This is a genomic window from Streptococcus sp. (assembly GCF_030528045.1).
GTDB lineage: Bacteria > Bacillota > Bacilli > Lactobacillales > Streptococcaceae > Streptococcus.
This window is the reverse complement of sequence record NZ_JAUMZR010000003.1, coordinates 54,429-67,358: the sequence shown is the minus strand read 5'-3', so window position 1 is coordinate 67,358 and position 12,930 is coordinate 54,429. Positions and strand designations below refer to the sequence as shown.

General features: G+C 43.1%; 9 protein-coding genes. All 9 read left to right on the top strand.

The window, feature by feature from the left end:
* The first annotated feature begins 77 nt into the window (after nucleotides 1–77).
* The 9 genes from Q4A91_RS01315 (at nucleotide 78) to Q4A91_RS01275 (ending at nucleotide 12,868) form a co-directional block, all read left to right on the top strand.
* Nucleotides 78–1,109, top strand: a complete 1,032-nt coding sequence (locus tag Q4A91_RS01315; RefSeq protein ID WP_303204251.1) for a 3-deoxy-7-phosphoheptulonate synthase — start codon at nucleotides 78–80, stop codon at nucleotides 1,107–1,109.
* A gap of 1 nt (nucleotide 1,110) precedes the next feature.
* Nucleotides 1,111–2,142 (top strand): 3-deoxy-7-phosphoheptulonate synthase, encoded by a 1,032-nt coding sequence (locus Q4A91_RS01310; protein ID WP_303204250.1) that lies wholly within the window; start codon nucleotides 1,111–1,113, stop codon nucleotides 2,140–2,142.
* 44 nt (nucleotides 2,143–2,186) lie between these two features.
* The gene (gene acpS, locus Q4A91_RS01305; RefSeq protein ID WP_303204277.1) at nucleotides 2,187–2,549 is read left to right on the top strand and encodes a holo-ACP synthase; all 363 of its coding nucleotides are present in this window, start codon (nucleotides 2,187–2,189) and stop codon (nucleotides 2,547–2,549) included.
* Nucleotides 2,539–3,642, top strand: coding sequence for an alanine racemase (gene alr, locus Q4A91_RS01300; protein WP_303204249.1), 1,104 nt, complete (start codon nucleotides 2,539–2,541; stop codon nucleotides 3,640–3,642). Before acpS ends, alr begins: the two co-directional genes overlap by 11 nt.
* A 17-nt stretch (nucleotides 3,643–3,659) precedes the next feature.
* Nucleotides 3,660–5,675, top strand: coding sequence for an ATP-dependent DNA helicase RecG (recG, locus tag Q4A91_RS01295; protein WP_303204248.1), 2,016 nt, complete (start codon nucleotides 3,660–3,662; stop codon nucleotides 5,673–5,675).
* A gap of 424 nt (nucleotides 5,676–6,099) precedes the next feature.
* Nucleotides 6,100–7,080 (top strand): acetylxylan esterase, encoded by a 981-nt coding sequence (locus tag Q4A91_RS01290; RefSeq protein WP_303204247.1) that lies wholly within the window; start codon nucleotides 6,100–6,102, stop codon nucleotides 7,078–7,080.
* A 335-nt stretch (nucleotides 7,081–7,415) separates the two neighbouring features.
* Nucleotides 7,416–10,493, top strand: coding sequence for an SIALI-17 repeat-containing surface protein (locus tag Q4A91_RS01285; protein WP_303204246.1), 3,078 nt, complete (start codon nucleotides 7,416–7,418; stop codon nucleotides 10,491–10,493).
* Between the two features lie 233 nt (nucleotides 10,494–10,726).
* Nucleotides 10,727–11,425 carry an N-acetylmannosamine-6-phosphate 2-epimerase gene (locus Q4A91_RS01280; protein ID WP_303204245.1) on the top strand — a complete coding sequence of 233 codons (699 nt, stop codon included), beginning with the start codon at nucleotides 10,727–10,729 and terminating at the stop codon, nucleotides 11,423–11,425.
* A 114-nt stretch (nucleotides 11,426–11,539) separates the two neighbouring features.
* Nucleotides 11,540–12,868 carry an extracellular solute-binding protein gene (locus Q4A91_RS01275; protein ID WP_303204244.1) on the top strand — a complete coding sequence of 443 codons (1,329 nt, stop codon included), beginning with the start codon at nucleotides 11,540–11,542 and terminating at the stop codon, nucleotides 12,866–12,868.
* Nucleotides 12,869–12,930 lie beyond the last annotated feature (62 nt).

Below are 12,930 nucleotides of genomic sequence, written 5' to 3'. Positions count from 1 at the left end.
TGAGATAAGATACAGGCGGATACCTGGTAAAAATCATTTTTTGCTTGGTGTCCGTTTGCTTTATAAGGAGATGAATCATGGTATTTAAAGCTAAAAGTCCTAAAATTAACATTGAAGAAGTTCGCGCCTTGTCTAAATTAGAGGGAGCGGCTCTTGCGAGAAAAAATCAACGTGATCAGGAATTGGAAGCCATCATTCGTGGGGAAGACCAGCGTATTCTCTTGGTGATTGGACCATGTTCATCTGATAATGAAGATGCGGTTCTCGAGTATGCCAAGCGTCTATCTGCTTTGCAAGAAGAGGTCAAAGACCGTATTTTTATGGTCATGCGTGTCTATACAGCTAAACCTCGTACCAATGGAGATGGCTATAAAGGCTTGATTCATCAACCAAATGCGACAGAAGCTCCTAGCTTGATCAATGGGATCAAGGCTGTTCGCCAGCTCCACTACCGTGTGATTACTGAGACGGGTATGACAACAGCTGATGAGATGCTTTATCCTGAAAATCTTCCGTTGGTGGATGATTTGATTTCTTATATGGCTGTTGGAGCTCGTTCTGTAGAGGATCAACAGCACCGTTTTGTAGCGAGTGGAGCAGACTTTTCAACAGGATTTAAAAATCCAACATCTGGAAATCTCAATGTTATGTTTAATGGGATTTATGCAGCGCAAAATAAACAGAGTTTCCTTTTCCTCGGTAAAGAGGTGGAAACAACTGGGAATCCATTGTCCCACGCCATTCTTCGTGGCGCCTTGAATGAATACGGGAAAAATGTTCCCAACTACTACTATGACAATTTGATGGATACCATTGATCAGTATGAAAAGATGGGCTTGGAAAATCCCTTTATCATCATCGATACCAATCATGACAATTCAGGTAAGCAATACATGGATCAAATCCGTATCGTTCGTCAGACCTTGATTAACCGTGACTGGAATGAGAAAATCAAAAAATATGTTCGTGGTTTTATGATTGAATCCTATCTGGAAGATGGACGTCAAAATGAGCCAGAAGTTTTTGGTAAGTCCATTACAGATCCGTGTCTCGGATGGGACAACACAGAAGCACTTGTTCGCGAAATTTACCAAACGCTAGGAGAGTAAGATGGCATTTATCGAAAAAGGTCAAGAAATTGATATTGAAGCAATCAAGGCAGCGACCCAGTTGTCACCTGAAGCCTTGCGAAAAAAAGAAGCCCGCGATAGAGAGTTGGCAGCCATCATCTCGGGTGAAGACGACCGAATCCTTTTGGTGATGGGGCCTTGCTCTTCTGACAATGAAGAAGCAGTGCTTGAATATGCTCGTCGCTTAGCAGACTTGCAGAAAAAAGTTGTGGATAAAATCTTTATCGTGATGCGTGTCTATACGGCTAAACCTCGTACCAATGGAGATGGCTATAAGGGCATGATTCATCAACCAAATACCAGCGAAGCGCCTAGTCTCATCAATGGTTTGCAGGCTGTTCGTCAGCTACACTACCGAGTGGTTACCGAAACTGGATTGACAACAGCTGATGAGATGCTTTATCCGTCAAATCTCGTTTTGGTTGATGATCTGGTCAGCTACCATGCTGTAGGGGCTCGTTCAGTGGAAGACCAAGAACACCGCTTTGTAGCCTCTGGGATTGATGCTCCGGTTGGGATGAAAAATCCAACATCTGGAAATCTTGTGGTCATGTTTAATGCTATCTATGCGGCTCAAAACAAGCAAACCTTCCTTTACCATGGCCAAGAAGTGGAAACTTCAGGAAATCCTTTGGCCCACGTTATCCTTCGTGGCGCCATGAACGAATATGGTAAAAATGAACCCAATTTCTACTATGAAACACTCTTAAATGCCATCAATCGCTATGAGACTATGGGACTTGAAAATCCCTTCATTATCATCGATACCAATCATGACAATTCTGGCAAGCAGTATATGGAACAAATTCGCATTGTTCGTCAAGCCTTGCTGAATCGTGATTGGAATGAAAAGATTAAAAAGACGGTTCGAGGCTTTATGATCGAATCTTACCTAGCAGATGGTCGTCAAAACCAACCAGAAGTCTTTGGTTGCTCCATTACCGACCCTTGTCTAGGATGGGAAAATACAGTAGCTTTGGTAGAAGAAATTTATACTACCTTAACAAAATAAGTGAAAAGGATGGAGTTGGAGGAATCTCAGCTCCTTTTATGAGTATGATAGTTGGACACGGAATTGACATCGAAGAATTGGCTTCGATAGAAAACGCAGTTACACGACGTGAGGGCTTTGCTAAGCGCGTGCTGACCTCTAAAGAAATGGGGCGTTTTGCTAGTCTCAAAGGGCGCAGGCAGATCGAATACTTGGCTGGTCGCTGGTCGGCTAAGGAGGCCTTTTCCAAGGCTATGGGAACAGGAATTGGTAAACTGACCTTTCAGGATTTGGAAGTTTTGAACAATGAACGAGGGGCTCCCTATTTTAGTCAAGCACCATTTTCAGGAAAAATTTGGCTGTCAATCAGCCATACAGATCAGTTTGTGACAGCCAGTGTCATTTTGGAGGAAAATCATGAAAGCTAGTCCACATAGACCAACCAAGGCTCTGATATTTCTGGGAGCTATTCGACAAAATATTCAGCAAATGGAGGCTCATATCCCTGAAGGAACGCTCAAGTGGGCAGTGGTCAAGGCCAATGCTTATGGGCATGGAGCTATTGCCGTTGCGATGGCGATTCAGGACGATGTTGATGGATTTTGTGTTTCCAATATTGATGAAGCCATCGAACTTCGTCAGGCTGGACTCAGCAAGAAAATCCTTATCTTAGGAGTTTCTGAAATCGAAGCTGTTTCTCTTGCTAAAGAATACGATATCACCTTGACAGTGGCAGGATTGGAGTGGATTCAAGGACTCTTAGCTAGGGAGACAGATTTATCTGGCTTGACTGTCCATCTCAAGATTGATTCAGGAATGGGAAGGATTGGTTTTAGAGAGGCCAGTGAAGCTGATATGGCTCAAGACTTTCTCCAACAACACGGTACGCATGTTGAGGGAATTTTTACCCACTTTGCGACTGCAGATGAGGAATCAGATACCTACTTTAATCAGCAGTTAGAATGCTTTAAAGCTATTTTGGCAAGTATGAAGGAAGTTCCAGAGCTGGTTCATGCCAGCAACTCGGCAACGACTCTCTGGCATGCAGAGACTATTTTCAATGCAGTCCGTATGGGAGATGCCATGTTTGGTCTCAACCCAAGTGGAGATGTCTTGGACTTGCCCTATGATTTGAAACCAGCCTTGACCTTGGAGTCTGCCCTTGTTCATGTTAAGACAGTTCCAGCTGGAGCTTGCATGGGCTATGGAGCCACCTATCAAGCGGATAGTGAGCAAGTCATTGCGACCGTGCCAATCGGCTATGCGGATGGTTGGACACGAGTCATGCAAAATTTCACTGTCTTGGTAGATGGAGAAGCTTGCCCAATCGTTGGACGGGTTTCTATGGACCAAATCACCATTCGTTTGCCTAAGGTTTACCCGCTAGGAACAAAAGTCACCTTAATTGGTTCCGATGGTGACCAGGAAATCACAGCAACTCAGGTAGCGACCTACCGTGGAACCATTAACTATGAGGTGGTTTGCCTCCTCAGCGACCGCATTCCGAGAGAATATTATTAAAAAGAAAGGAGTAGAGCATGAATCTACACCAACCCTTGCATGTCTTGCCTGGTGTGGGACCAAAGTCAGCAGAGAAATACGCCAAACTAGGAATTGAAAACTTGCAAGACCTCTTGCTCTACTTTCCTTTCCGTTATGAAGATTTCAAAACCAAGCAGGTCCTGGAATTGGAAGACGGGGAAAAGGCGGTTCTATCTGGTCAGGTAGTGACTCCAGCTAGTGTTCAGTATTATGGTTTCAAGCGCAATCGCCTGCGTTTTAGCCTCAAGCAGGGAGAAGTCGTTTTTGCGGTGAATTTTTTTAACCAACCCTATCTGGCTGATAAGATAGAATTGGGAGCAACTCTTGCTGTCTTTGGAAAATGGGACCGTGCCAAGGCCAGTTTGACTGGGATGAAGGTTCTAGCTCAAGTGGAAGATGACCTCCAGCCGGTCTATCGTCTGGCTCAGGGAATCAGTCAGGCCAGTCTGGTTAAGGTCATTAAGACAGCCTTTGATCAGGGGTTGGACCTCTTGATAGAGGAAAATCTTCCCCAGTCTTTACTTGATAAATACAAACTCATGTCCCGTTGCCATGCTGTTCGCGCTATGCATTTTCCTAAGGATTTGGCAGAATATAAGCAGGCTCTTCGCCGTATCAAGTTTGAGGAACTCTTTTACTTCCAAATGCAGTTGCAGACGCTCAAGTCTGAAAATAGAGTTCAGGGAAGCGGTCTGGTTCTGAATTGGTCTCAGGAAAAAGTGATAGCCGTTAAAGAAAATCTGCCTTTTGCCCTGACCCAAGCTCAAGAAAAGAGTTTGCGGGAAATATTGACAGACATGAAGTCGGACCACCACATGAATCGTCTCCTACAAGGGGATGTAGGGAGCGGAAAAACGGTGGTTACTGGTTTGGCCATGTTTGCGGCGGTGACGGCTGGCTACCAGGCAGCTCTCATGGTGCCAACAGAAATCCTAGCAGAGCAACACTTTGAGAGTTTACAGAACCTTTTTCCAGACTTGAAACTCGCTCTCTTGACAGGTTCCTTAAAAGCTGTAGAAAAGAGAGCAGTCTTGGAGACCATTGCCAAGGGTGAGGCTGATTTGATTATCGGGACTCATGCTTTGATTCAGGATGGGGTGGATTATGCTCGCCTAGGCTTGATTATCATTGATGAGCAGCACCGTTTTGGTGTGGGGCAAAGGCGTGTTCTGCGGGAAAAAGGGGACAATCCTGACGTTCTCATGATGACGGCGACGCCCATTCCACGAACCTTGGCTATCACAGCCTTTGGCGATATGGATGTTTCTATTATTGACCAGATGCCAGCAGGGCGGAAGCCTATTGTAACTCGCTGGATTAAGCATGAGCAGCTGCCTCAGGTCTTGACTTGGTTAGAGGGGGAAATCCAAAAAGGTTCTCAAGCCTATGTCATCTCTCCTTTGATCGAAGAATCTGAAGCTCTGGACTTGAAAAACGCCATTGCCTTATCAGAAGAGTTGACAGCTCATTTTGCAGGTAAGGCCGAAGTGGCTCTTCTACATGGTAAGATGAAGAGTGACGAAAAAGACCAGATCATGCAAGAGTTCAAAGAGCGAAAAACGGATATTCTAGTTTCGACAACTGTTATCGAGGTTGGAGTTAATGTCCCTAATGCGACCGTCATGATTATCATGGATGCCGACCGGTTCGGTCTCAGTCAGCTTCACCAGCTCAGAGGTCGTGTTGGTCGGGGGGACAAGCAGTCCTATGCTGTTCTTGTGGCTAATCCCAAGACGGACTCTGGGAAGGATCGCATGCGCATCATGACAGAAACGACTAATGGATTTGTCCTTGCGGAGGAAGATTTGAAAATGCGTGGTTCTGGTGAGATTTTTGGAACTAGACAGTCAGGACTTCCAGAGTTTCAAGTGGCGGATATTATCGAAGATTTTCCTATTTTAGAAGAAGCCAGAAAGGTTGCCAGCTACATTAGTTCTATGGAAGGTTGGAAAGAGGATCCAGAATGGCGCATGATTGCTCTCCATCTAGAAAAGAAAGAACATCTAGATTAAATACTCTTCGAAAATCAAATTCAAACCACTTCAACGTCGCCTTGCCGTACTCAAGTACAGCCTGCGGCTAGTTTCCTAGTTTGCTCTTTGATTTTCATTGAGTATAAGCTTTCTCTAAGGAAAACTTAAGCTAGCTTTTAGGTTTGGATCTTATACTAGAGTCATCAAAAAGAAACGAGGACTCTCACATGACAATTAAAGTAACCTACCAAAAGAAATTCCAAACCGTCGAACTAGAGAAAGGAGCTAGCACCTATTGATACACAGAGAGCGGAAACGCTCTTTTTATTTTTAAAACTACTTTCAGACGATAGGTTTGAGGAAAGAGAATCTAAAATCACTTTCTATTTAGCATTCTTTCTTGCATTGCTTTCCTAGATATGCTACAGTTGTGATAGCGATTACAAATCGAAAGGAGCATGCTATGAAAAATCCAGCTTTGTTAGAAGAAATCAAGACCTATCTAGGACGGGATGAAGTTCCAGAAGATTTTGATGCTTTCTGGGATGAGGAAGTCAAAAAAGTATCCACACTTCCAGCCTACCAGTTGGAGGAAAGAGATTCCCATATTCCCCAAGTCAAGTGCTATGAACTTACTTTTGAAGGAACCAATGAAGGCAAGGTCTACGCACGCGTCGTCCTTCCAAAGAGTGAGGAGAAAGTTCCGTTAATCTTCCATTTCCATGGTTATATGGGACGTGGCTGGGACTGGGCTGATATGCTGGCCTATACTGTGGCTGGTTACGGCGTTGTTTCTATGGACGTTCGAGGCCAGTCGGGCTATTCGCAAGACGGCTCGCACTCTTCACTAGGAAATACGGTGAAGGGACATATCATCCGTGGTGCTGTGGAAGGTCGGGAACATCTCTTTTATAAGGATGTCTATCTGGATATTTACCAGTTGGTTGAAATTGTTGCTAGTCTACCTCAGGTGGATGAGGAAAGACTTTGTAGCTATGGTGCCTCACAAGGAGGGGCTTTAGCTTTGGTTGCAGCTGCTCTCAATCCTCGGATTCAGCGAACAGTTGCCATCTATCCCTTCTTGTCAGACTTTAGACGAGTGCTTGAGATTGGCAATACCAGTGAAGCCTATGATGAACTCTTCCGATATTTCAAATCCCACGATCCCTTCCATGAAACTGAGGAAGACATCATGGCGACCCTTGCTTATATCGATGTGAAAAATCTTGCCCATCGCATTCAAGGTGAGGTCAAGATGATTACGGGCTTGGATGACGATGTCTACTATCCTATTACCCAGTTTGCTATTTACAACCGTCTAACTTGCGACAAGGCCTATCGCATCATGCCTGAGTATGCTCACGAAGTCATGAATGTTTTTGTCAATGACCAAGTTTATAACTGGCTCTGTGGCAGTGAGATTCCTTTTAATTACGTAAGATAATGAATGAGAGAGGGCAGTAGCTCTCTTTTTTATGTCCAAAACCTGAAAGTACTTTTAGAAAATTTAAAATATTAAAATATTCTTAAAAGTAAAATCTATTCTGTAGGAACACAGATATAAATATAAGACTTTGTTGTATAATAAAGGAAAAGTCACTTGTGAAAGGAGGAAAAAGGCTGCTGGGTGATTAAAGAATGCCTCAGCAGAAAATGGGAGAGGACTGAGAGCTCTCATTAAGTTGGATACTTTCTTGGTAAAACTTGTCTCTTGGGGGACAATAAAAATTTTTAAAGAAAAAGAAAGCGCTTTATTTTATGAAGAATGAAAGGACAAACATGAATTACAAATCTTTAAATCAGAAACAGCGATACGGAATTCGAAAATTTGCATTTGGGGCGGCATCTGTAGCGATTGGTACAGTGGTATTTGGAGCTAATCCTGTCTTAGCTCAAGAGCAAGCCAATGCAGCAGGAGCCAATACAGAAACTGTCGAACCTGGTCAAGGGTTATCAGAATTGCCAAAAGAAGCGCCCTCGGGAGATCTTGCTCATTTGGATAAGGATTTGGCTGGTAAATTGGCAGCAGCACAAGACGATGGCGTTGAGGTGGACCAAGATCATTTGAAAAAAAATGAGAGTGCAGAATCAGAAACCCCATCCTCTACGGAAACTCCTGCAGAAGAAGCAAATAAGGAAGAGGAATCAGAGGATCAGGGTGCTATTCCTCGTGACTATTACTCAAGAGATTTAAAAAATGCCAATCCTGTCCTTGAAAAAGAAGATGTTGAAACCAATGCAGCAAATGGTCAGAGAGTTGATTTATCAAGTGAACTAAATAAACTAAAGCAACTAAAAAATGCTACAGTTCACATGGAGTTCAAACCAGATGCATCAGCTCCACGCTTTTATAATCTCTTCTCTGTATCCAGTGACACCAAGGAAAATGAGTACTTTACTATGTCTGTCCTTGATCATACAGCTCTTATTGAAGGGCGTGGCGCTAACGGGGAGCAGTTCTATGATAAGTATACAGATGCTCCTTTGAAAGTTCGCCCTGGACAATGGAATTCCGTGACCTTTACTGTCGAACAACCGACAACGGAGTTACCTCATGGTCGAGTTCGTCTCTATGTGAACGGTGTCTTATCTCGTACAAGTCTCAAATCCGGTAACTTCATCAAAGATATGCCAGATGTTAATCAAGCTCAACTTGGAGCAACCAAACGGAGCAATAAAACAGTTTGGTCATCAAACCTACAAGTACGAAACTTAACCGTTTATGATCGTGCTTTAAGCCTAGATGAAGTCCAAATACGGAGTCAATTATTTGAAAGAGGTGAATTGGAACAGAAACTTCCTGAGGGCGCGAAAATCTCAGAGAAAGAAGATGTCTTTGAAAGTGGTAGGAACAATCAACCAAATAAAGATGGTATCAAGAGTTATCGTATCCCAGCTCTTCTCAAGACGGATAAAGGAACGCTGATTGCTGGAACGGATGAAAGACATTTGCACCATTCTGACTGGGGAGATATTGGGATGGTTGTTCGTCGCAGCTCAGATAATGGGAAAACATGGGGAGACCGAATCGTAATCTCAAATCCTCGTGACAATGAGCACGCTAAACATGCAGATTGGCCATCTCCAGTCAATATTGATATGGCCTTGGTGCAAGACCCTGAAACAAAGAGAATTTTTGCAATTTATGACATGTTCCTTGAGAGTAAAGCAATATTTTCATTACCAGGGCAAGCTCCGAAAGCTTATGAACAAGTGGGAGATAAAGTTTATCAAGTTTTATATAAGCAAGGAGAATCAGGTCGCTATACGATTCGAGAAAACGGAGAGGTTTTCGACCCTCAAAACAGAAAGACAGATTATCGCGTCGTCGTTGACCCTAAAAAACCAGCCTACAGCGATAAGGGAGATTTGTATAAAGGGAATGAGCTAATCGGAAATATTTATTTTGAGTATAGCGAGAAGAATATTTTTAGAGTTTCCAATACCAACTACCTATGGATGTCTTATAGTGATGACGATGGGAAGACTTGGTCTGCACCAAAAGATATTACACATGGGATTCGGAAAGATTGGATGCACTTCCTAGGAACTGGACCTGGTACGGGGATTGCCTTGCGTACTGGGCCTCATAAGGGAAGACTGGTGATTCCAGTTTATACAACAAACAACGTTTCCTACTTAAGTGGTTCTCAATCATCTCGTGTAATTTATTCAGATGATCATGGAGAAACATGGCAAGCAGGGGAAGCAGTTAATGATAACCGTCCAGTAGGCAATCAAACCATTCACTCCTCAACCATGAATAATCCAGGCGCCCAAAATACGGAGTCAACTGTTGTTCAGTTGAATAATGGGGATCTCAAGCTCTTTATGCGTGGGTTGACTGGTGATCTTCAGGTTGCGACCAGTCATGATGGGGGAGCAACGTGGGATAAAGAAATCAAACGTTATCCTCAAGTAAAAGACGTTTATGTTCAAATGTCCGCAATTCACACCATGCATGAAGGAAATGAATACATTCTACTCAGCAATGCTGGTGGTCCTGGACGCAATAATGGTTTGGTTCACCTAGCTCGTGTTGAGGAGAATGGTGAGTTGACATGGCTGAAACACAATCCTATACAAAGTGGTAAGTTTGCTTACAACTCACTCCAAGAACTCGGAAATGGCGAATATGGTTTGCTTTATGAGCATGCGGATGGCAATCAAAACGATTATACTTTATCCTATAAGAAATTCAACTGGGATTTCTTAAGCAAAGACAGAATTTCTCCTAAAGAAGCAAAAGTAAAATATGCTATCCAAAAATGGCCAGGCATCATTGCCATGGAGTTCGATTCGGAAGTATTGGTAAACAAGGCTCCGACTCTTCAATTGGCAAATGGCAAGACAGCAACCTTTATGACCCAGTACGATACAAAAACTCTCCTATTCACAATAGATCCAGAGGATATGGGACAAAGGATTACGGGTCTAGCTGAGGGTGCGATTGAAAGCATGCACAATTTACCAGTTTCTTTAGCTGGGTCTAAACTAAGCGATGGTATTAATGGCAGTGAAGCTGCTATCCATGAGGTTCCAGAGTACACTGGACCATTGGCAACAGTAGGTGAAGAACCAGCTCCAACAGTAGAAAAACCAGAGTTTACGGGTGGAGTCAACGCTGTTGAGGCAGCAGTCCATGAAGTGCCAGAGTACAAGGGTGACACCAATCTAGTATTAGCAGCTGCAGATAACAAACTGTCTCTAGGTCAAGATGTGACCTATCAAGCGCCAGCGGCTAAACAAGATGAACTTCCAAATACAGGAAGCAAGGAAACAAGCTCACTAATTTCCCTTGGCCTTGCGGGCGCCCTCTTATCACTCTTTGCATTTGGAAAAAAGAGAAAAGAATAATAAGCAAGAGCTATTTGAGTAGGTCTCAGAAGAGATAGCAGGTTTTCAAGCCTGCTATCTTTTTTGGCGACATTCAGGTTGATTCGAAATCATAAGAGGTCTGAAACTACTTTCAGGATAGTCTGTTCTATAAAATAGTTTTGAAACTGAAATCTATTCTACCACAAGCTATTGAAAGCGCTTAACAAATGATATATAATAAGCCCATAAGAACAAGAAAGGGAGGAAAGAGGATGACACAGATTAGCAAAGAAGCCTTGATTGAACAAATTAAAGGTGGAATCATTGTCTCTTGCCAGGCACTTCCTCACGAACCGCTTTATACAGAAGCGGGAGGAGTCATTCCCTTGCTAGTCAAAGCGGCTGAGCAAGGTGGAGCAGTCGGTATCCGAGCAAACAGTGTTCGTGATATCAAGGAGATTAAGGAGGTTACGAAACTCCCGATTATCGGGATTATCAAACGTGACTATCCGCCACAGGAGCCATTCATTACAGCTACGATGAGAGAAGTTGATGAACTGGCTGAACTAGATATTGAGGTCATTGCTCTCGATTGTACCAAACGTGAACGTTACGACGGTTTGGAAATTCAGGACTTTATCCGACAAGTCAAAGAAAAATATCCGCATCAACTCTTAATGGCTGATACCAGTACCTTTGAAGAAGGAATAGCAGCGGTCGAAGCAGGGATTGATTTTGTTGGAACAACCCTATCAGGTTATACCTCTTATAGTCCTAAGGTAGATGGTCCAGACTTTGAACTGATCAAAAAACTCTGCGATGCCGGCGTGGATGTCATCGCTGAAGGGAAGATTCATACACCAGAACAAGCTAAGCAAATCCTTGAATATGGGGTGCGGGGTATCGTTGTTGGTGGTGCGATTACTAGACCAAAAGAGATTACGGAACGCTTTGTTGCCGGTCTTAAATAACACAATCTCAAAAAAAGAGGAGAGTGGTCGATGTGTCGGAGAAAATGAAAACGCATACAAATATAAAGAACTCATTATCCAATATGGATACGCTTATCAATTAGGAGAATACAAATGAAATTTAGAAAACTAGCTTGTACAGTACTTGCGGGTGCTGCGATTCTTGGCCTTGCGGCTTGTGGTAACTCTGGTGGAAGTAAAGATGCTGGAAGCTCTAGTAGCGATAGCGGAAAAACAGAAATCACTTGGTGGGCGTTCCCAGTCTTCACACAAGAAAAAACGGGTGACGGTGTCGGAACTTATGAAAAATCAATCATCGAAGCTTTTGAAAAAGCAAATCCAGATGTAAAAGTGAAATTGGAAACCATCGACTTCAAGTCAGGTCCTGAAAAGATTACAACAGCCATCGAAGCAGGAACAGCGCCAGACGTACTCTTTGACGCACCAGGACGTATCATCCAATACGGTAAAAATGGTAAATTGGCAGAGTTGAACGACCTCTTCACAGACGAATTCGTCAAAGATGTCAACAACGAAAACATCGTACAAGCAAGTAAGGCTGGAGACAAAGCTTACATGTATCCAATCAGTTCAGCTCCATTCTACATGGCTATGAACAAGAAAATGTTGGAAGATGCTGGAGTTGCAAACCTTGTAAAAGAAGGTTGGACAACTGATGACTTTGAAAAAGTTTTGAAAGCGCTTAAAAATAAAGGATATACGCCAGGTTCATTGTTCAGTTCTGGTCAAGGGGGAGACCAAGGAACACGTGCCTTCGTTGCAAACCTTTATGGCGGTTCTGTAACAGACAAAGACGTAACCAAATATACAACAGACGATCCTAAATTCGTCAAAGGTCTTGAAAAAGCTGCTAGCTGGATTAAAGACGGTTTATTGAACAATGGTTCACAATTTGACGGTGGAGCAGACATCCAAAACTTTGCCAATGGTCAAACTTCATACACAATCCTTTGGGCGCCAGCTCAAAACGGTATCCAAGCGAAACTCTTGGAAGCAAGTAAGGTAGACGTGGTAGAAGTACCATTCCCATCAGACTCTGGCAAACCATCTCTTGAATACCTTGTAAACGGATTTGCAGTATTTAATAACAAAGACGATAAGAAAGTCGCAGCTGCTAAGAAATTCGTTCAATTTATCGCAGATGACAAAGAATGGGGTCCTAAAGACGTAGTTCGTACAGGTGCCTTCCCAGTTCGTACTTCATTTGGCAAACTTTATGAAGACAAACGTATGGAAACAATCAGTGGCTGGACTAAATACTACTCACCATACTACAACACTATCGATGGATTTGCTGAAATGAGAACACTTTGGTTCCCAATGTTGCAATCTGTATCAAATGGTGACGAAAAACCAGCGGATGCTTTGAAAGCCTTCACTGAAAAAGCTAACGAAACAATCAAAAAAGCTACAAAACAATAAGCACTAAGTCAGATTGATTCCCCCCTTTTCCCTGTGCACTACGGTGTAAGAAAAGGGGGACT